At 45.3% G+C, this 21348-nt stretch carries 18 protein-coding genes; 6 read left to right on the plus strand and 12 right to left on the minus strand.

The features are described from left to right. Positions 1-116: 116 nt before the first annotated feature. The 7 genes from SDEN_RS15180 to rplU all read right to left on the minus strand — a co-directional run bounded on the left by SDEN_RS15180 (position 117) and on the right by rplU (position 4330). The gene (locus SDEN_RS15180; RefSeq protein ID WP_011497348.1) at positions 117-503 is read right to left on the minus strand and encodes a DUF3718 domain-containing protein; all 387 of its coding nucleotides are present in this window, start codon (positions 501-503) and stop codon (positions 117-119) included. Between the two features lie 77 nt (positions 504-580). Then, entirely contained in the window at positions 581-1063 is a 483-nt protein-coding gene (gene folA / locus SDEN_RS15185) for a type 3 dihydrofolate reductase (protein WP_011497349.1), read from the minus strand. A 23-nt stretch (positions 1064-1086) separates the two neighbouring features. Further along, positions 1087-1554 carry a threonine/serine exporter family protein gene (locus SDEN_RS15190; RefSeq protein WP_011497350.1) on the minus strand — a complete coding sequence of 156 codons (468 nt, stop codon included), beginning with the start codon at positions 1552-1554 and terminating at the stop codon, positions 1087-1089. Further along, entirely contained in the window at positions 1554-2315 is a 762-nt protein-coding gene (locus SDEN_RS15195; RefSeq protein WP_011497351.1) for a threonine/serine exporter family protein, read from the minus strand. Before SDEN_RS15195 ends, SDEN_RS15190 begins: the two co-directional genes overlap by 1 nt. A gap of 24 nt (positions 2316-2339) precedes the next feature. Then, entirely contained in the window at positions 2340-3506 is a 1167-nt protein-coding gene (gene cgtA / locus SDEN_RS15200; RefSeq protein ID WP_011497352.1) for an Obg family GTPase CgtA, read from the minus strand. A 241-nt stretch (positions 3507-3747) separates the two neighbouring features. Beyond that, on the minus strand, positions 3748-4002 hold the full coding sequence (gene rpmA, locus SDEN_RS15205; protein WP_011497353.1) for a 50S ribosomal protein L27: 255 nt from the start codon (positions 4000-4002) through the stop codon (positions 3748-3750). A gap of 16 nt (positions 4003-4018) precedes the next feature. Further along, positions 4019-4330: a 50S ribosomal protein L21 gene (gene rplU, locus SDEN_RS15210; protein WP_011497354.1), complete on the minus strand. Its 312-nt coding sequence runs from the start codon at positions 4328-4330 to the stop codon at positions 4019-4021. A 359-nt stretch (positions 4331-4689) separates the two neighbouring features. Here rplU and ispB point away from each other — a divergent pair, with 359 nt between their 5' ends. Continuing rightward, positions 4690-5661 carry an octaprenyl diphosphate synthase gene (gene ispB, locus SDEN_RS15215; RefSeq protein ID WP_011497355.1) on the plus strand — a complete coding sequence of 324 codons (972 nt, stop codon included), beginning with the start codon at positions 4690-4692 and terminating at the stop codon, positions 5659-5661. A 122-nt stretch (positions 5662-5783) separates the two neighbouring features. On the opposite strand, the gene ung is transcribed toward ispB, so the two are convergent. From ung to SDEN_RS15230, 3 genes are all read right to left on the minus strand, one after another. Next, positions 5784-6443, minus strand: coding sequence for a uracil-DNA glycosylase (gene ung / locus SDEN_RS15220; protein WP_011497356.1), 660 nt, complete (start codon positions 6441-6443; stop codon positions 5784-5786). Between the two features lie 72 nt (positions 6444-6515). Further along, entirely contained in the window at positions 6516-7133 is a 618-nt protein-coding gene (locus SDEN_RS15225; protein WP_011497357.1) for a LysE family translocator, read from the minus strand. A gap of 140 nt (positions 7134-7273) precedes the next feature. Continuing rightward, positions 7274-9886: a TonB-dependent receptor plug domain-containing protein gene (locus SDEN_RS15230; protein ID WP_011497358.1), complete on the minus strand. Its 2613-nt coding sequence runs from the start codon at positions 9884-9886 to the stop codon at positions 7274-7276. Between the two features lie 380 nt (positions 9887-10266). On the opposite strand from SDEN_RS15230, the gene SDEN_RS15235 reads away from it, so the two are divergent. The 3 genes from SDEN_RS15235 (at position 10267) to SDEN_RS15245 (ending at position 15283) form a co-directional block, all read left to right on the plus strand. Next, positions 10267-11754 carry a sigma-54 interaction domain-containing protein gene (locus tag SDEN_RS15235; RefSeq protein ID WP_011497359.1) on the plus strand — a complete coding sequence of 496 codons (1488 nt, stop codon included), beginning with the start codon at positions 10267-10269 and terminating at the stop codon, positions 11752-11754. 199 nt (positions 11755-11953) lie between these two features. Next, positions 11954-13438, plus strand: a complete 1485-nt coding sequence (gene ccoG, locus SDEN_RS15240) for a cytochrome c oxidase accessory protein CcoG (RefSeq protein WP_011497360.1) — start codon at positions 11954-11956, stop codon at positions 13436-13438. Positions 13439-13675: 237 nt separating this feature from the next. Continuing rightward, the gene (locus SDEN_RS15245) at positions 13676-15283 is read left to right on the plus strand and encodes an AMP-binding protein (RefSeq protein ID WP_011497361.1); all 1608 of its coding nucleotides are present in this window, start codon (positions 13676-13678) and stop codon (positions 15281-15283) included. 1087 nt (positions 15284-16370) lie between these two features. Here SDEN_RS15245 and SDEN_RS15250 read toward each other — a convergent pair. Together SDEN_RS15250 and SDEN_RS15255 are read right to left on the minus strand one after the other, a co-directional pair. Next, the gene (locus tag SDEN_RS15250) at positions 16371-16853 is read right to left on the minus strand and encodes a methyltransferase family protein (RefSeq protein WP_011497362.1); all 483 of its coding nucleotides are present in this window, start codon (positions 16851-16853) and stop codon (positions 16371-16373) included. A gap of 40 nt (positions 16854-16893) precedes the next feature. Beyond that, positions 16894-18675 carry an ABC transporter transmembrane domain-containing protein gene (locus tag SDEN_RS15255; protein ID WP_011497363.1) on the minus strand — a complete coding sequence of 594 codons (1782 nt, stop codon included), beginning with the start codon at positions 18673-18675 and terminating at the stop codon, positions 16894-16896. Positions 18676-18836: 161 nt separating this feature from the next. Between SDEN_RS15255 and SDEN_RS15260 the strand changes: the two genes are divergently transcribed. Continuing rightward, positions 18837-19988: a methyltransferase gene (locus tag SDEN_RS15260; RefSeq protein ID WP_011497364.1), complete on the plus strand. Its 1152-nt coding sequence runs from the start codon at positions 18837-18839 to the stop codon at positions 19986-19988. Positions 19989-20270: 282 nt separating this feature from the next. Further along, positions 20271-21164 carry a universal stress protein gene (locus tag SDEN_RS15265; RefSeq protein WP_011497365.1) on the plus strand — a complete coding sequence of 298 codons (894 nt, stop codon included), beginning with the start codon at positions 20271-20273 and terminating at the stop codon, positions 21162-21164. Positions 21165-21348 lie beyond the last annotated feature (184 nt).

The following is a 21348-nucleotide window of genomic DNA, read 5'->3' on the forward strand; positions in this document are numbered from 1 at the left end:
GGCAAGAAAATAGAAAAATCCTAACTTTTATTTCCTAAAGGCCAATCAAAAAAACAAAAAACCAAGCCTCTCGGCTTGGTTTTTATCATTAAATAGCTTGCTTAGTGTTAGAGACTCTAGTTGCCTAGCCTCTCCTTAACTGCAGCTGTGATTGGGCTGGCGCTATGACCATTGGCATTTGCCCAGTCTAGAATAGCTTTACCATCAGCTTCGACAACACTTAATTCATCTGAACCTAAGCGCTTAGCAACGAACTCCCCTACATCGTTGGCATTAGCAACATAAGCGGTTCTTAGGAGACTAATCCCATCGCAAGAAATACCTGTATAAATATTGCGCAGCTTTACGCGACTCTCTTTCAATTTCTTACGCAATCTATTCTTATCGTCAGATTTAACGTAATCACAAATATTAGCGACTAATTGATCCGCATTTGCATGAACTGGGGCTGACACTGAAGATGCTGCGATCACGGCGGCGATCGCTATTGGCACTAAACGCATCTGACACTCCTTTATTATTCGGTGTTATTAAGAATATGTGATACAAATTCTTGCTCAAGGGTAAAAAGCACACTAATTTAACACTTTTTCACTAAGGTGTTAAAGCTATATTCAAGTCCATCATGATTTGTAACACTTTCGGTTTGTGAAACTTGCCATTCCTGTTCATTCCAAGCGGGAAAAAAAGTATCTCCTTCAACATCAAGCTTGATCAATGTCAGGTACATAACCTCAGCAAACGGCAGTATTTCAGCATAAAGTTGACCGCCACCCATTACAATTAACTCATCACAATCGCCAGCGATTTTTTTGGCCTCATCAAATGAACTAACACAAGATACCCCCTCAATGGCGTAATCTAGCTGGCGTGTAATGACAATATTATGTCTGCCCGGTAAAGGACGTCCAATGGATTCAAATGTTTTTCGCCCCATCACCACAGGTTTACCTAAAGTCATCGCCTTAAAGTGACGTAAATCTTCGGGTAGATGCCATGGCATCTGATTGTCTTTACCTATAACACGATTATTTGCCATCGCGGCAATCATGGCGATCCGCATGTTTTATCCTTACATTTTTGAGATTAAATAATGGGTCGAGTACGATAATACACTAAGCTCGGCATCGCTAAACCTACCGCCAGCGCACCTAAAATAAATACCGTCTTGAGACCATTGTAAATAACTGCAGCTGTGAGCTCAGGATTGATTTGTGCCTGAGGTATCATCTGCACCAAGGCTATCATGGTATTGAACGCATAGGTACCTGGGATCATAGGTATAACCGCAGCCACTGAGTACATTAAAGGTGGCGCCATATGCCGCTTAGCAAAGCCAATGGTGACGACACCTATGATGGCCGCAGCTGAAAAGGTTGCCCATTCTATAGGCATATCAATTGACATCAATAGGGTGCGGCAACTGTGACCTATGGCGCCAGCAATTGCACAATAGGCTAAAAAACGTCGTGGCACATTGAATAGCATGGCAAAACCAATTGCTGGAATGGCTGAGAATAGCGCATCATTAAGCAGGGTCAATAACAAGTCCATTAGAGGAATAAGCCTCCTAGCTGCATAGCAATGCTAATTCCTATGACTGATGCCAAGGTAAGTAGGCTCGCATAAGCCCAGCGAGAAATACCGACCGCCATATGGCCTTTAACCATATCAGATATAGCGTTGATGAGTGGAAAACCTGGCACTAACATTAGTACACAAGCTCCCATGGCTATCTCAGGCGTTTGAGTCAGCGGAATAAGGTAGCCACTTTGGGCTATCATGGTGGTAATAAAAGCGGTCACGGAAAAATTGACTAAAAGATTAAAATGCCCCTTGGCCAAATTCAGGCGTACCGTCATACCCATCGCAGAGGCTGCAAAGGTGATCAGACTGGCAATTAAGTCGCCACCAAATAGATGACAAAAACTGGCGCAAGATAAACCTATCATGGGCACGACAAGCTTAGCCGGATAGGTTTTAGGGCTGATACGGGCTAAGCGGCGGCGTACTTCATCAGGGCCATAGATGCCCTTCTCTGCCAGGATGCAGATACGCTGTAATTCACAGATGATCATCATATTTAAACCATGATCGCGAATTCGGCGCGTAGTCGTTATGCAAGTGCCATGAACTAGGCTAGTGAGCACTAAGGAATTTGAGGAAAGGGATAACTCGACACTGTCAAGGCCTAAGGCTTTGCCTAGGCGCTGGCTGATCTCTTCAATCAGCTCAGATTCAGCGCCGTAGGCTAACAGTAATTGCGCAGTGCGTACGACTAAGCGTGTGATATCATTTTGAGTTTCTGTATACACGCTTATCTCATAGCAAGTAAACGACTACCTTTGATAAATCACTTCGACATCATAATCGTCGTCATCGAAATCATCATCGAAATCATCGTTATAATCTTCATTCACTGAGTCGGTATTGGCTTCGTGGTAATTATCCCACTTAAACTCAACTTCACTATCAGGATCTATGCTGTCATCTATCGGAGGAAGACTGGCAATATAATCTAATAATTTTAGACTCAACTCTTTAGTACCAATGCGATTGAACGCTGACATGGTATAAACATCACCCTGCCAATCCATTTCCGCAACGATGGCGTCAACTCTCTCTTGTAGATCTTCTTCGAGCATTAAATCTGTCTTGTTAAAGACCAACCAGCGCGGCTTAGCAGCAAGCTTAGGCGAGTACTTCTCAAGCTCTGCAACAATGGCTTTCGCCGCTTCTGCAGGAGAGCTACCGTCAATAGGGTCAATATCTAAAATGTGCAGTAGCACACGGCAACGCTCAAGATGCTTAAGGAAGCGAATACCTAAGCCCGCACCATCAGATGCCCCTTCGATCAAACCAGGAATATCCGCAATAACAAAGCTCTGCCCTGGACGCGGATTAACAACGCCTAAGTTAGGCACAAGTGTTGTAAACGGGTAATCAGCAACTTTAGGTGTCGCTCTTGATACTGCACGTATGAAGGTCGATTTACCCGCATTAGGCATGCCCAACAAGCCGACATCAGCAAGCAAGAGCAATTCTAACCTAAGCGAACGCACTTCGCCTGGTGTACCTAAGGTTTTTTGACGTGGCGCACGGTTTGTACTGCTTTTAAAACGAGTATTACCTAGACCGTGGAAACCACCTTTAGCCACTAACAACTTTTGACCATGAGCTGTCAAATCGCCAATAAGCTCTTGAGTTTCGTCATCCACAGCACGAGTACCGACTGGCACTTTAAGGATTAAATCAACACCGCCATGTCCTGTACAATCACGACCACGGCCATTACTGCCACGCTCGGCCATGTGGAAGCGCTCGAATCGATAATCAATTAGGGTGTTATAGTTTTCATCGGCCTGTAAAAACACACTACCGCCATCACCACCGTCGCCGCCATCAGGGCCACCATCAGGCACGTATTTTTCACGTCGAAAGCTAACGCAGCCACTGCCGCCATCACCAGCCTCAACCCTAATACTTGCCTCATCAATAAACTTCATACCTACTCCTGACACCGCTCAATCTGTAAATTATAACCCCAAATGAATGGGATGTGCAGGAAAGCGCCGAAGATAGCAAACACCACAATATCGCCTACCGCATCTAATTGTTCTACAAGAAAAATATTTTTCTCTTATAAATAGAATTTTTATTTCCCATGAGGAGTAAACGCTCAATGAGATAGAGAAACACAAAAGCCCTACCAGAGGCAGGGCTTTCGAAGACTAGCTTGGTAAAGAATTAAGCTTCGATGCTAATAAACTTACGGTTATTAGGACCTTTAACTTCAAACTTTACTTTACCGTCTGATAATGCAAACAAAGTATGGTCACGACCAATACCTACGTTTACACCAGCGTGGAACTTAGTACCACGTTGACGAACGATAATGTTACCTGCTAGAACTGATTCACCGCCAAAGCGCTTAACACCAAGACGTTTACTTTCTGAATCGCGGCCGTTACGAGTACTACCGCCAGCTTTTTTATGTGCCATGAGTTAGACTCCTAAATTAAGCGTTGATCGCTGTGATTTTAACTTCGGTGAACCATTGACGATGGCCCATCTTCTTATCGTGATGCTTACGACGACGGAACTTAATAATAGTTACCTTCTCGCCGCGACCGTGGCCAACTACTTCAGCTACGACTTTACCGCCAGCAACTAAAGGAGCACCAACGTGTACTGTTTCACCGTCAGCGATCAATAATACTTGATCGAACTCTACGGTTGCACCAGTAGCAACTTCTAATTTCTCTAAACGAACTGTATGACCTTCGGCAACACGGTGTTGCTTACCGCCACTTTGAAAAACAGCGTACATAGCTATTTCACTCCAAATGACTAACACATCAGCTCACATCAGGTGAGGCATGAGTGCTAAAAAAACTTTAATGACAATGGGCGCGGAGTTTACGCGAAGAATGTTGAACTGGCAAGACTTAAATATAAAACAATAAAAAAACCCCGACTTGCTGCGTCTTTGATGTTAACAAATGCTGTCATGTGTAAGAATATTAGGTAAAATTTGCTTTAACGCAATTTCCTGACATTGAAGGGTGTTATCCTAGCGGGAAGTTAATCACAGCAGCTGTGACTATGTTACTTACGGCATGATAAACAGTATAAACTGGGGACGATAGCAATATTGACCTCATCGCCTAAAAATTACCAGAGACTACCATGGATTTAAACGCCATTCGTGAGCTGGCTGAAACTGATATGAAAGCAGTTGATCAGCTAATATACCAACAACTCGAATCTGATGTTGCCTTGATCAATCAATTAGCGTTTTACATCATCAAAAGCGGTGGTAAGCGTCTTCGTCCTCTGTTAACCGTATTAGCCTGTAGAGCCATGGGCTATGAGGGCGACAAACACCTAAAATTGGCCGCAATCGTTGAGTTCATTCATACAGCATCTTTACTCCATGACGATGTTGTTGATGAATCTTTATTGCGCCGCGGCCGAGAAACTGCCAACGCGTTATTTGGTAATAGTGCCAGCGTGCTCGTCGGTGACTTTCTCTATACTCGCTCTTTTCAAATGATGACAGAGTTAGACAGCCTGCACGTACTTAAAGTGCTGGCCAACACCACCAATGTATTAGCAGAAGGGGAAGTGTTGCAGTTAATGAATTGCAATGACCCAAACACCACTGAAGCCAACTACATGCGAGTCATCTACTGCAAAACCGCTAAATTATTTGAAGCAGCAACCTTGCTTGCCGGTGTACTGGCTGGTGCCAGTGTGGCTGAGCAAATCGCACTGGGAGAATACGGTAAATTCCTAGGCACGGCATTCCAACTGACCGACGATTTACTCGATTACACCGCCAGCAGCGATGAACTGGGCAAAAATATCGGCGACGATCTCGCAGAAGGTAAACCCACATTACCGCTTATTTTTGCCATGGAGCATGGCAGTGCTCATGCCAAGGCATTAATTAAGCAAGCCATCGAGCAAGGGGATGGTACCCAAGCGATAGATGAGATTGTAAAAGCCCTTCATGACTCAGGTGCATTAGAATACACTAAGAACAAGGCCATAGAAGAAGCTGAGAAGGCCATAGCGGCATTATCTTGCGTTAAGGATAGTCGGCATAAGGATGCGCTGATTTCCTTGGCTAATATCGCAGTAAACCGCAGCAACTAATCCGGCCAAATGCGCTGATTATAAAAAACCTGACACCAATGAAGGCCTAGATATTCGCTATCGAAGCCTTTTTGTCATTAGTACTCTGCCGTTTCTTTATACAGCCCATTTATACAGCCCATTTACACTTGCCAATCTATCGCTTTATCGCCTTGTTTAAGCAAAATCCCATTGATGGTTGAGAAATGCTTGCAACCAAAAAAACCGCGATATGCAGAAAGCGGTGAAGGATGAGGCCCTTGCAAAATAGTGTGTTGAGAGGCGGTGATCACCTTACCCTTTTTAATCGCGTGCGCCCCCCAAAGTACGAATATGATGGGTGACGAACATTGGTTTAAGGCTAATAACACTTCATCGGTGAAACACTCCCAGCCCCATTTAGCATGGGAATGAGCTTTACCTTCCTCTACGGTTAGCACTGTATTTAACAACAATACTCCTTGCTGCGCCCAAGAGCGTAAATCACCATGCTTGGGTGGGTTAAAGCCTTCAATATCCGTGGCAAGTTCTTTGTAAATATTCACCAATGAGGGCGGGATTTTAATCCCTTCGGGAACTGAAAAACATAAGCCGTGGGCTTGTCCTAGGCCGTGATAGGGATCTTGCCCCAAAATCACCACTTTCACCTGTTCCAGTGGCGTCACTGCAAAAGCTGCAAATACCGAGTCATCGGCTGGAAATATTCGTCTCCCCTGGGCTCGCTCAGTGGCCACCTTGGCTTGCAAGGCTTGAAAATACGCCTTATTTTGCTCTTGTTCTATTAATGCTTGCCAAGATTTCATTGGACTTTTTCCTTACCACTCGGGCAACTCTGCCTAGCCATATCTATGCCAGTGAAATGACTTCGCACAAAACTAAAATAATCTTAACAGTACATTAATTGCTAATATAATTAATACTATGCCAGAGATTTTATCAATAATAACTGCTTTGGCCCGCAATTTAGGTAAGACCGCCGAATGAGACAAAATCATCGCAATGAAGGTGTACCAAAGCCCATCAACAATCAACGGGGTTGCGACTATAATTAACTGGCCAGAAAACGTATTGGCCGCCAATACAAATTGACTAAATAGCGCTAAAAAAAATAGCAATATTTTAGGATTAAATAATGATATTCCTAGCCCATCTCGCGCTGCCGTCAGTAAGCTCGTAGGTTCTGCAGCTGCCAGCTTTTGCTCACTTGCCCCTTGAGAGCGCAATGCTTGCAAACCAAGCCAAGCAAGATAAAGCGCTCCTAGCACGGCAATAATATTAAACACTATGGGCGCCTGCTTAAGTACAACGCCTAAGCCTAACAAGGTCACTAAGGCGTAGACACCTATGCCGATGGAGTGCGCCCAAGCGCAGACTATGCCATGTAATCGGCCTCCGGAGAGGGTGTGCCTTACCACCATGGCAAGGCTAGGTCCCGGTGACATAGCTCCTAAACAACAAATGGCCAATAGCCCTATCCAAGTCTCTATGCTCATTTACTCTCTCAATGTCAGTGGTGCTAATGTCGGGGCATTATCTAATAAAGCGCAATAAAAAAACCAGCCAATTTTGGCTGGTTTTGTAGAACTCACTCATTTATAAACGGTGAGCTAATCAACTTAGTTGTTGATTGAGATTAGAAGCGATAGTTAACCCGGCCATAGTAGAAGCCACCATTGTAGTCATATGGACCACTTTCGTAATAAACCGCCCCTAACTCACCTAAAGTACCATCTTTCAGCTTCTGCGCTTTTTTATCGAAGATGTTATTAGCACCCACAGATAAGGTAATCGCATCATTTAAGGCATAGCTGAAATCAAGATCGAAGGTCACAGCTGAGCCTACATCTTCTGAACCCCAATCTGAAGTGTCATCAGCATGGGTGGCATAGTATTCACCGAAGTAGTTACTGCGCACTGACACGTTAATGTCATCCCAAGACTGGGCCCAAGTCAAGGTGGCTCTGTGTGCAGGTATACCATCTTCTAAACGACGAACCTTGCCTTCATCAGTTGTATCAGGGCTGAATTTATCAACACTGGTATCAGTCCAGCCGTAAGCCAAGCTTAGCTTAGCATCACCAGAAAAGGCTTCCATATTATAGTTGGCAACAATATCTATACCCTGAGTCGTGGTATCGAAATCATTAGCATAGTATGTCACAGCTGAAATCAACTCAGGGAATTCAACCCCAGCGGCTCTTAGTGCATCATAATCTTTCGCTAATACATCCTTCTGGCTCGACTGAGAGATACGGCCTTCCACTTCGATGTTGTAATAATCGAAGGTTAAGAAGAAATCCTCATATTCATACACAAAGCCCACCGCAATGCTCATTGACTCTTCGGGTTGCAGTACCTCGCCACCATAGAATGCCGCTAAAGGATTCGTTGGCGGTGCAATAAAAGTTTGAATTAGTTCACCATTAACAATTGACGTCTGGGTATTCACCACGTTTTCCTGGCCCACTGTTGGGGCACGGAAACCTGTGCTGTGCGACGCACGGAACGACAACTCATCGGTAGCGATATACTGGGCGGTGATCTTATAATTTAAGGTATCGCCAAAGGTCGAGAAATCCTCATAACGTAGTGCCACGCCAAGTAACCAATCATCATTCAAATAAGCTTCAACGTCGGTATAAATACCTATATTGTTACGGGTATTCTTACCTGCAGACTCAGGACCAAAACCTTTAAAGCCGTGAGAGCCAATATTAAAGCCTTGCTCTGCATAGGGACCGGCGACCCAAGAAGCTTCTTCACCTTGAGTAATTTTAAATGATTCTTCACGCCATTCAAAACCTGTGGCAAAGCTCACATCTTCGATAGAACCTATATTTAAAAAGCGAGAGAAATCAATATTGATGCTTGACTCATTTTGCGTATAAGCACCGGTATCGAAATTAGTGGGAGTCTCTAATCCTAATGATGGATTCAATGAGTTCATCAGACCAAAGCTGGCTTGGTTATTACCTGTACCGGCGCTAGCATCATAGTTCCACTCGCCTAACTCACCTTTAATACCGGCAACGAAAGAACTGTCTTCAATTTTACCAGCAAACTGAGGTGTATAACCGCCGGGACGAATTTGATTCATGGAAAAACAGTTTGGATCTGCAACCATGGCCTTATAAGCTGCCGTTTGAAGCACATTTGGTACTTCTGCCGAAACAACTCCACAAGAAGATTGGTCACCATTTAACGCACCAACCAATAGCTCTCTTGTATCATCATTGGGATCATTCGGATCTTGTTCATTAATTTTCGAATATACTAAACCACGATCCTGTGGGTTGCGATAATAGAACCCCCCCACAGCCTTGCGCGATGACATGTTGCCAAAGGCGTATAAGCGAGTGGTATCATTAACCTCTAAACCTGAGTTTACAAAGACAGAAAAATCATCGCTTAGCTCAGGGTTGCCCCAAGTTTGAGCTGGATTTTGAATATAGGGGTTTCCATCTGTTCCATCGGTGCCATAAGCGATAGCAGCAGCATCGGGACGCTGCACACTGCGACTAGTGGCATCAGCCATTTTATACTGGCCACTAATGTTGATGAAACCATCATCAGTGAGCGGTAGACCTATATTGCCATCTATGGTTGTTGTGGTGCCATCGCCTTCATAATACTCACCCTTAGTGTAAGTCAGCGAGCCACCTTCGTTATCATCTTTCAACACGAAGTTCATTACACCCGCAATCGCATCTGAACCGTATTGAGCCGCGGCGCCATCACGCAGTACTTCAACCTGCTTTAAGGCTGCGGTTGGGATCACTGACATATCAGGGCCTTGGGCACCATCATTAATGCCACCACCTTGGAATGCAATGACGGAGGCACGGTGGCGACGCTTGCCGTTAACCAAAACTAAAGTACTGTCAGACGGCAGGCCACGAAGGTTGACAGGACGGATCAAAGTAGCCGCATCACTGATAGGTTGAGCACGAGAGTTAAATGAAGGTACTGAAGTCACTAGCATGTCAATCATATCAGTGGAGCCATTTTTCTTAAGGTCATCACTGCTGATAATATCGATAGGCACTGGTGAATCACCAATTGAGCGCGGCGCGGCGCGAGTACCTACGACAGCGATTTTTTCAACGTTTTCTCTCTTTTCAACCTTGACTTCCTCTTCGTCGGCGGCGGCGTATGCACCTGCACTTGCTAAGGTACCAGTTAAGGCTAAAGAAACGGCTAAACTCAACGAGCTCAAATAAAAATTCTTTTTAATTCCGGTCATCATCTTTGCTCCCACTACTTATAATAATTTGTCGTACTATTTACCTACCCATGTGTCTGAGCTTATAAGAAAAAAGTACAACTCGCGAATGACTCATCTCACAACAGGAACATTTTTATAACATATGAAGAACAATATCCAACACTAAATACAACATGGTGGAACTAATTATTTACGATCGCGGATTCAATTGTTAAATATCAATATCTTACATGTAAATTTCTACAGAAAAATATTTTTACTTAAATGGGAACTTTTACCAGCATTCTAAATTTGTGAGTTCTAGAGTAACTAAATGCCATGTGGAAACTTCACTAATTTAAACGGATAAGTTTATACTCAGCAGCAATAACATCTAGAAACCTAAGAATAAAAGCCCCCTAATGGTTCAAAAAACAAACACAACAACGTCTAGCGCGCATTTTTTGCCAGAAAACACTTTGTTACTGGACGCCGTCGGCGAAGGTATCTATGGCTTCGACTTACAGGGTAATGCGGTATTTATTAACCCAGCTGCGCAAAGAATGACGGGCTGGCGTAATGACGAACTCTTAGGGAAAAACATTCACAATTGTCACCACCATAGCCATGCGGATGGCAGCCCTTACCCCCAAGAATCTTGCCCTATTTACCAGACCTTAAAAGATGGCGTGGCACGGGAAGTGGCCCAGGATGTGTTCTGGCGTAAAGATGGCAGTAGCTTCCCCGTGCTGTACAGCTCTACCCCTGTGTATCAAGGGAGCGTCATGGTCGGCGTGATCGCGATATTTCGCGACATAAGCGTGCAAAAACAAACTGAGCTCTCCCTAAGGCAAGCACTTAACCAGGTACAGGCCCTGTCGGAACAACTCGCCGCAGAAAATCATGAGCTGCAGCAGGCATTAGCGGATAAAACCGGTAACATGGGCATTAAAGGCAGCAGCCCAGTGATGGCGCATTTACTACAGCAAATACACCTAGTCGCCAATACCAACAGCACAGTGCTTATCTGTGGTGAAAGCGGTACAGGTAAAGAGCTTGTCGCCCGCAATTTACATCAACTTAGCCGCCGTAAACATAAGCTAATGGTAAGCGTAAATTGCGCCGCCTTTTCACCGTCATTACTGGAAAGTGAACTCTTTGGCCATGAAAAAGGCGCCTTTACTGGTGCTAACACTCAGCGCAAAGGGAAATTTGAACAGGCGGATAAGGGCACACTGTTTCTCGATGAAGTTGCAGAGCTTTCCCTTGAGGCCCAGTCTAAATTACTCAGAGTGATCCAAGAGCAAGAGTTCCAGCGTCTAGGCGGCAGTAGTAACATTAAAATAGATATTCGCCTCATTGCGGCCAGTCACCACAATTTACTCGAACGAGTAGAGCAAGGACTATTTCGCATGGATCTCTACTATCGCTTAAATGTCTTCCCCATACATGTACCGCCCCTTAGGGATAGGCTTGAAGACATGCCAGAGCTAGTAGAGAGCATGTTGTTGAATATTAGTAAAAAACTAGCCAAAAAAATTACCTGTGTGAGTCAAGCAGGCATGGCCGAGCTTAAGGCCTACCATTGGCCTGGCAATGTACGAGAATTACAGAACATACTCGAGCGTGAAGCCATATTGAGTCAGGCAAGTGAGCTTGATATCCATCAATTGCCCTTTAAAGAGCTGTCAAAAATCAAGCCTTCAGCTAACAGACAAACCTTAGCGCAAGCACAGGCCACTCATATTCGCCATACCTTAGAACAACTCAATTGGCAGATCTCAGGTGAACATGGCGCAGCCAAACAACTTGGGCTGCCTGCGAGCACCTTAAGATCGAAAATGCAAAAACTCGGCATAGTGCGACAAGATACGACATCTCGACAGCCCAATAATGATAAGAATCCCTAATCTAGCACTTAGCCGCTGATGTAACACCTGTACTGGGTAGCACAGAGTCACGATATTTCGCCACTTCGTGATATATCGTGACTCTGCCCTGCAGTTATAAATAAAAAAATCAAATATATTCAGTTAATTAACAACTCACACTATTCTGGCCTAATGCTTGCTCCTACCCTGATATTTTCGTCTCATTCAGGATTTATCTATGACTCAGCAAGAGCAAGCCTTCCCCAATACCGAACAAAAAACCTATGGCGCATCGGCAGGGCAAATACCTATAGTCAACCTCCCCACAGGCAATGGCCCTAGTGTGAGGTCTGTGAATCTGCACACTCCAACGACAAAAGGGGGTACTGCCGAGGGAAAAATCCAATTTCGCGAACAAAAAGGCCCGTTTCAGCAGTTAAGAAGCCTGCTCAACAGCATGCTGGTGTTGATCTTTTTTATTATCCCATTTATCAATTACCAAGGCCGACAAGCCATACTATTTGATGTTAATGAGCAACAATTTCATTTTTTCTCACTCACATTATGGCCGCAGGATTTTACCTTATTGGCTTGGGTATTTATCGCCGCCGCCTTTGGACTGTTTTTTATTACCGTGTTTTGGGGCCGTGTCTGGTGCGGTTTTCTATGCCCGCAAACCGCCTGGACCTTTATGTATGTGTGGATTGAAACCCGCATAGAAGGCAGCAGTAATAAGCGTAAACTCTTAGATAAGGCCGCCTGGACAAGCAGCAAGCTCATCAAAAGGAGCAGCAAACACAGCCTATGGGCCCTAACAGCCCTACTGACTGGCTGCGGCTTTATTGGTTACTTTGTGCCAGCGAGGGAATTATATCTGGATATTTTTACTCTTTCTGGCAGCTTCTGGGTCAGCAGTTGGGTGTGGTTTTTCGCTATCTGTACCTATTTAAATGCCGGTTGGATGCGGGAACAAATGTGCCTACATTGCTGCCCCTATTCACGCTTTCAGGCAGTGATGTTCGATGGCAGTACTAAGACTGTAACTTATGATGCCGCCCGCGGCGAGAGTCGTGGCCCACGTAAACGCAATCAAACTACTGAACTGGGTGATTGCGTCGATTGCAACCTGTGCGTCGATGTTTGCCCCACGGGCATAGACATACGTAACGGCCTGCAATATGAATGCATTAACTGCGGCGCCTGCGTCGATGCCTGCAATCAAACCATGGATCAATTTGGCTATCAGTCAAACCTGATTAGCTTTATCAGCGAAAATGAACTCAAAGGTGAGGCTAAGCCTTTCTGGTGTTCAGCCCGTTTTGTGTCCTACGGCCTAGCCCTATTCACCTTCATTATTGTGGCCCTTATCGACCTATCCAGCATCAGTGAAACTCAGTTTAATATTCTTCGCGACAGGCAAAGCCTCTACCGTGAGGTGGGCATGGCAGAAATAGAAAATACCTACCAGTTAAGAATACGTAACAAGACCAAAACCATGAAACGCTATCAGATAACCTTAGATAATCCGCAACGATTCATACTCATGACCCCAAGTGTGATCCAAGTCTCTGCTGCAGAGCAGCTTGAATACCCAGTAACAGTCAAAGCCAAACTGGTAGACCTAGACCATGGACGGGAAGTGCTGCAATTTTCGATTATTGATATCGCAAAACCAGAACAAAATGTTAGCCAAAGCAGCAGTTTTTTCAGCCCAAGTACTTAACATTAAGCGCTTAACATCAGCCCTTACATTAGCCCTTAACATAGGCTCTTTAGGGGGCCCTTAGGGGAGGTGAGAATAAGACTCCCATTCCGCCCAAAGATAAATAATCATGGATAGCTTAAGCTATCCATGATTATTCCAAGATGATTACCGCGATACCCATTGACCCTTGATGCCAAAGCACACTAATCTAGGAAATATTTCTTATAATAATCAGAAGCACTTTAAGGTGATCCCATGGCGTTTGATGCTCAAACTCAAGTCGATTTATCCCAATACCGCTCTCTTGTGGACTTGATTGAAACAACCACTGCACGCTATGGCGACAACACCGCTTATATTTGTTTAGATAAAGCCAGTAGTTTCAACGATATTGAGCAAGCATCCCGTTATTTCGCCGCTTACTTACAACACAAAACCGATCTAAAACCTGGCGATCGGGTGGCGATTCAACTGCCCAATATTACTCAATTTGTCATCGCGGCCTATGGGGTTATTCGTGCCGGCATGGTGCTAGTTAACACCAACCCACAATACACAGAGCGGGAACTCATTCACCAGTTTAACGACTCAGGCGCCAGAGCCGTAGTCGTGCTTTCGGATCTGCTGCCCATCTTAGCCAAAGTGGTCGCCACTACCCCGATTAAATACGTGATTTCAACTCACTCGGCGGATATGTTAGCTCAGCAGATACAACCCAAAACCAATATCGCCACCATAGAATTTTTAAGTTTACTTAAGCAAGGTGCTGAGCTTGAATTCACCCCAGTTTACCCCGCACAAGATGCCTTAGCCGCCCTGCAATACACAGGCGGTACCACGGGATTATCAAAAGGTGCCATGCTCACTCACGGCAATATGCTGGCTAATGCCTATCAAGTTAAATCTCGCATCGCCAATACCATGACCCCGGGTGAAGATGTGTTTATCGCCCCGTTACCGATTTACCATATTTATGCCTTTATGGTGAATCTGGTGCTGTATTTTGAAACAGGCGCTTGCAGCGTGCTTATTCCTAATCCTAGAGATATACCAGGGCTAATCAAAACCATGGCAAAGTACCCATTCACAGGCTTTGCCGGCCTTAATACCTTATTTGTCGCTCTTTGCCATCAAGAAGCCTTTAAGACTCTCGATTTTAGTCATTTGAAAATTACCATTTCAGGGGGCACAGCCCTCACCAGCACCGCCGCCGATGCCTGGCAACGCACCACAGGTTGCATGGTATGCGAAGGTTATGGCCTCTCTGAAACTTCCCCAGTCGTGTGCCTTAATGCCTCAGGTTTTCAACGCCTTGGCACCATAGGCAAAGCGGTTATTGGCACTGAAGTGATGATTTTGGATGCTGATGACAACCCTGTGCCAATGGGGACTACAGGAGAGCTTGCCGTGCGCGGGCCGCAGGTTATGGCGGGTTATTGGCAGCAAGCCAGCGAAACCGCCAAAGTGATGACTAAAACAGGTTATTTTAAAACTGGCGATATTGCGCTTGTTTCAGAAGACGGTTTTTATACTATCGTTGATCGCAAAAAAGACATGGTGATCGTCTCAGGTTTTAACGTCTACCCCAATGAAGTGGAAAACATCCTCGCCACCCACTCATCAGTGTTAGAGGCCGCCGTCGTCGGAGTTTCTGATGAGCACAGCGGCGAAGCCGTGAAAGCTGTTATCGTGCTCAAAGACCCAAGCCAAGATCCTCAAATTGCCAAAGCTGACATAGAAGCCCACTGCCGTAAGCAACTCACCGCTTACAAAGTGCCTAAGATCTTTGAATTTAAAACCCAGCTGCCTAAAAGTACTGTGGGTAAAATTCTCAGACGCGAGCTAAGACAAAGTAATAGCTAGGCTTAAAGAGTTTGTAAATCCTTACATATAGAGAGTCTTCAGTGGGTCGGACGCTCGGCTCACAACTCTAATGCTGTAACGGCATGGTTCACCTTTTAGCACTTGCGTATCTATTAACCTTGAAAGATGGCAAACCTGACTTCAGCTATCAATAAGCTCCATCAGTAATCAGCTCAAACACGTTTTTGGACAGAACTGAGCTAGAAAATTTACACTGAACTTACCTGAAAAAACCACTTGCTGAAATTTCTGCATACAGGCTCGCCATGGCATTCACTCAACGACACGCAGCAAGTCCGTCCTTGGATGCTCGAACATCCCGTCCATGGGATGGACGGTCTTCTCGCAAACACTCATGGTTCACCTTCTTAGCATTTGTGTTTCTGTTAGCCTTAAAATCTAGACCCATACTTATGTAAACCCTAACAGTACATTCACAGGGTACATCAACTCCCCTCGAAGTTGCCGATTTATTCACCTAAAAATACCGTGCAACCATCAGGGATGATGGTTAAGGCTCGTAGGGCACATGGACGTGCCGTCGAGCCGTTAGGTATTTTTAGGTGAATATGAGGATCAACAACTTCGCGAGCGGCACAGGGGTGTTCCAAGAGGGGAGAATGCTGTTGTTTTCCCCTCTTGGCCAGTGCAGAGTGGAACCCTGCGACTTTGATCCAAACGAAGTTTGGACATCTTGCAAACAAGCTTTGGGGCCTAAACAAGTTAACTCGAACTCTAACATACAGGCTCGTCATGACATTCACTTGTCGACACGCCGACTTCTTGTGAGATCAAGAGCCATCCATGAGGGCTCGAACATCCCGTCCATGGGATGGACGGTCGTCTCGCCTTTCTCGTGGTGAAGCGTCATGGTTCACCTTTTCAGCATTAGTGTAACTAGTTGACTTAAAAGACCACACTCAAAATTTAACAATGGGTGCCACCGTTAAATTTCTAGCAAGATTAAGGCGTTTCATTACTAAATAGGTAAACATCCATAAACCTTCTGGAGCGTGATGACCTTAATGCAATAATTTTATTTAAAGCAATCATAGTGAACTCTTGAAGTGTACCAACAGAACTTCACTTACAGCCAGCGTCTCACTTTAGCTTGGTACTGTAAAAACGCTTCACCAAACACATTGAGCAGCGCTTTTTCTTCGGGTTTAATTTGAAAGCGGTTCATATAGAGGATAAATACCACAGTGCCAGTTAATGCCAGCGGGCTTGCAAGAAATACGGCCCAGCCAAGCAGCATGCTCAGTAATCCTAAATACATGGGGTTGCGAGTGAAACGATAAATTCCGCTATCCACCAAGTTTGATGCTGAGTTAGGTGTGGTGGGATTAACCGTAGTATGGGCCTGCATAAAGGAGATAACCCCAGCAAGCGCAACGGCAATGCCAGCAACAGCAAACATGGCGCCTATGAACAGCCGCACAAAGAATGTGAGTGCTATTACAGGTGTTATCAAGGAGACAAGCCACATCATCAATGCCACAAGTAGCATGACTGCAACCGGTGGCACTTTAAGCTCAAGTGACGGCGCTTTAAGTTCAAGTGACGGCATAAGATGGATCTCCTCTAGTTAAAGTGCGTTATACGACTATTTACGCCGTCATCTGCTTAGGCTCAGTAAGCAGTTGCAAACTGGCAAACTCTCGGTATAGCTCACTGGTCTGCATCAAGGTTTGATGGTTACCTGTGGCGACCACACAGCCTTTATCTAACACGATAATGCGATCCACATTAATCACAGTTGCAAGGCGATGGGCGATAACTAAACTGGTGCGGCCTTGCATTAAGGTATCTAGAGCTTGCTTAACTTTATCTTCACTGATGGCATCCAGAGCACTGGTGGCTTCATCCAGTAATAGCAAAGGTCTGTCGGCGAGTATGGCTCTGGCAATGGCGATACGCTGTTTTTGACCACCGGATAAACGCACGCCACGCTCCCCTAAATAGGTTTGATAACCGTCTTTAAATTCTGTAATAAACTCATGAGCCTTGGCCGCTTCACAGGCGGCAATCACCTCTTCTTCTGTGGCATCTGGCCTACCGTAACGCACGTTTTCCAACACATTATGGGCAAAAATCACCGACTCTTGAGGGACGAGTGCATATTGGCTGCGAAGCTCATGCAGGCTAAGATCCGCGATATCGACGCCATCGAGTGTAATACAGCCAGAATCTAGACTATAAAAGCGCAGTAACAATTCAAACAAGGTGCTCTTGCCGGCGCCACTTGGGCCCACTAGCGCCACCCGTTCTCCAGGTTTTAACACTAGATTAAGCCCAGAGATCGCTTGTTGTTCTGGGCTTGATGGGTAGGAAAAGTGCACATTTTCAAGGCTGAGTGCACCACTTAATTTAAGCTCGGTTTTACTCGGTAGGTGTTTAGGGGTTTCAAGTTCTGGTAAATCCACTGGGGTATTGGCAAGCTCAATTAAACGCTCGGCGGCGCCGGATGCCCGCTGAATTTCACTGAAGACTTCACTGATGGTGGCCACGGCGCCGGCAACCATAACCGCATAGAACATAAAGGCCGACAGCTCGCCGCCCGTGATAGCGCCGCTGACCACATCTTTTGCACCAATCCAAGTCACGCAGGCTATGGCGCCTATGCTCAAAAACATCACAGAGGATATCAATAACGACCGATAGCCAATTCTGGCTTTGGCCACCAGCATCACAGCTTCGACTCGCTCAGAAAATAATTGCCTGTCTTTATCTTCGTGGGTGTAGGCCTGCACTGTGTGAATTTCATGTAAGGTTTCATCGATATAAGCCCCCAGATCCCCCACTTTATCTTGGCTTTTACGGGATAACTCACGTACTTTTTTACCTAATATGGCCACAGGCGCTAATACTAATGGCACTGCCAGCAACACCAGCAAGGTGAGTTTTACACTGGTAAAGCCCATCATCACTATGCCGCCAATTACCGTGACGCAAGAGCGCAGCGCCATGGATAGACTGGCCCCCACCACGCTTTGGAGTAAAGTAGTATCGGCGGTAAAGCGCGAGATAACCTCCCCGGTTCGCTGTGATGCAAAAAAGTTAGGCGATAATGACAATAAATGCCGATAAACGGTTAAGCGAATATCGGCGCTGACCCGCTCTCCAAGCCAAGTCATTAAATAAAAACGGAAAAACACCGCTGCACCACTGACAAACGTGATCAGTAAAATAAACACCATGATTTCATTTAAACGGCCAGCATTATCGGCCATAAAGCCTTCATCCACCATCAGCCGCACGCCTTGGCCTAAAGATAACCAGGCCAATGAGCCTATGAATAAAAACACTATGGCGGCCACGACGCGCCAACGATAAGGGCGTAAAAATCCCGCTAACCATGGGATAACTGCAACAGACTTTGAGGTGTTCAAGCGCGATCCTTTTGTAAAAAATAACAAAACCTAAATACTAACTCGAATACTAACCTAAATTGATGGAATTAACTGCAGCCAAAAGGTTACCAATTAACGACGCTCGCCTAGACTGTGGATATCTGAGATAATCTGCCGCTGATTTTTATAAGGGTTTTCCAATGACAAGCCAATTTTCTACTGCAGGCCTGACTCTCGAGTTGCTTCGCTATCCCAGCCAACAAGTATCAAACCTTCAAGCCTGGGACGCCGCAGATGAACATATCATCAAGGTCCTTGCAGAAAAGGTCCTTGAAGAAAATGCCGTCCCCCCACAGCCCTGCGCCATTATTAATGACAGTTTTGGTGCCCTAAGCTGCGCCCTAACCCGCATGGACTCAAGTTGGCCCTTAACTGTGATTTCAGACGCTAAGACCAGCCAGCTGGGCGCTTTGGAAAACTTAACTCGTAATCAGCTGGACGCGGAGGGTATCAAGTGGCTAACCAGCCGTGCGCCTTTGCCTCAAGACTTAAGCTTAGTGCTGATGAAGCTGCCTAAAAATTTAGCTTATTTTGCTCAGCAATTACGCGGTTTATCTCAAGTGCTGCCTCAAGGCACTCAAGTCTTGATTGGCGCTAAGGCCAAGTCCATCAATTCGGCATTAATCACATTATTGGCTGAGCATTTAGGCCCTGCCAGCGCCAGCCTTGCCTGGAAAAACACTCGAGTTATCACTTGTGTCAGTGATGGACGTGCCCGCTCGCTGCCAAAGGCTATCACTTGGTCAGTCCCTGAGTATCAACTTGAAATCTCAAATCTAAGCAATGTGTTTGCCGCTAATAAGTTAGATATCGGCGCCCGCATCATGTTAGAAAATATGCCCAATGGCGAGTTCAATACCGTGGTCGACTTAGGGTGTGGTAATGGCATATTGGGGCTTCGCGCCGCAGGTCTTTACCCTAAGGCTAAGATACATTTTATTGATGATTCTGAAATGGCGGTGGCATCTAGCCAAGCCAACTGGGCATTGAACACTTTAGCACCTGAGCGCGCCGAGTTTCATTGGGATGATTGCATGAGCCATTTAGATGAAACCGTGCAGCCGGATCTTGTATTGTGTAACCCACCGTTTCATCAAGGGGAAGCCATCACAGATCACATCGCCTGGCAGATGTTTAACGATGCCAAACACAGGCTCAGAAGTGGCGGAATATTACATATCGTCGGTAATCGTCATCTCAATTATCACGTTAAGCTTAAGCGTTTATTTGGTAACTGCACCACAGTGGCATCCAATGGTAAGTTTGTTATTTTACAATCTGTTAAAGGCTAGGCATTTCATCTCCTCTCACCGAGTGCTTTACCAACTCCTTCACTTAGCCCACTGCAAATCGGCTGAGTTAATTCAAGATAAGTGATCCCGATCACTTATCTTGGATATAGTCTATTTTTCATCCGCGAATCGCTGCTTACTATCCAACTTCATGGTATGGTTTTTCTAGAAAGGTGCATTTTTAACGCTATTATTTAGTTAGCCTCAACTCGGGTTAACAGATAAATATGCAAGAAGGCATTGGGCTTCAACTTTTTAGACATATCAAAAGGAAAAGATACCATGGATAAGATACTGGTTATTGCCGATCCCTTAGCACAATTACAAAGCGCGTTCATTAAAGCCTTATCCTTGGCCCATAGCTCCTGTGCCAGCATTCAGGTGCTAGCCGTTTGCTATGAATCTTTCGCCGAACTAAATGATTCAGAACTCGATGGCGATAGTATTAAAAACCAAATTATTCAGCAGTATGAGGATTTTTGGCAGAAACAAATTAACCAATACGACTCGAGTCTCACCATAAGCTTACAGGTGGTTTGGCATAAGCATTTGCATGACAGCATCATTCAAGAATGCAAAGCCAATAATTATGATTTAATCATCAAAACCGGCCATCGCAGTGAAACTAGTTTTTACACCCCCACGGATTGGATGCTGTTTCGTGATTCTCCCATTCCGGTTTATGTGGTTGAACCGCGAAGCCATAAGTGCGAAAAAGTGGTTTTGGTGGCCTTGGATGCCTTGGCAAAATCCACCGAAAAACAAGCGCTCAATAGCCAGTTGCTGGAATCGGCATTTCGCCTCGCGGTTCAAACTGATGCCAAGTTGCACTGCGCCTATGTGATAAAAATCCCCACGCTATTAAAAGATTTTGATCTGGTCGACCCAAAAACCTACGCCAATAAAATCAAAGTCCGCGCACAGGAAAATATGGCTGAACTCCTCGCCGACTATGACATAACCAAAGAATGTATTCACATTGAAGAAGGAGAGCCTTGGGGCGTATTAGCTAACCTCTCCAAAAAACTTCATAGCCAATGCTTAGTGGTCGGTTCTATGGGCCGTAAAGGCATAGTGGGTAAACTTGTCGGCAATACCGCAGAGCAAATTATTCACATTGCCCGTACTGATCTCCTCGTCATAGGGCCAGATGTAGACAGTAAATCACTGCTTTAATCTACTGACTGTTAGTAACTCACAGTTTAAATTAGCAATAGCTATACTAAAGCCTTAACACAAAAAAGACTTCTTCATCAAGAACGCCCAGCCTAGGGATGGGCGCGAGTTTGAACCTTGATAGCGGATCAACTAGGCAAGTATCCCTAAACTGAGCCGCAATTCATAGCGTGTAGCCACTGCG

The sequence above is a fragment of the Shewanella denitrificans OS217 genome, assembly GCF_000013765.1.
Taxonomy (GTDB): domain Bacteria; phylum Pseudomonadota; class Gammaproteobacteria; order Enterobacterales; family Shewanellaceae; genus Shewanella; species Shewanella denitrificans.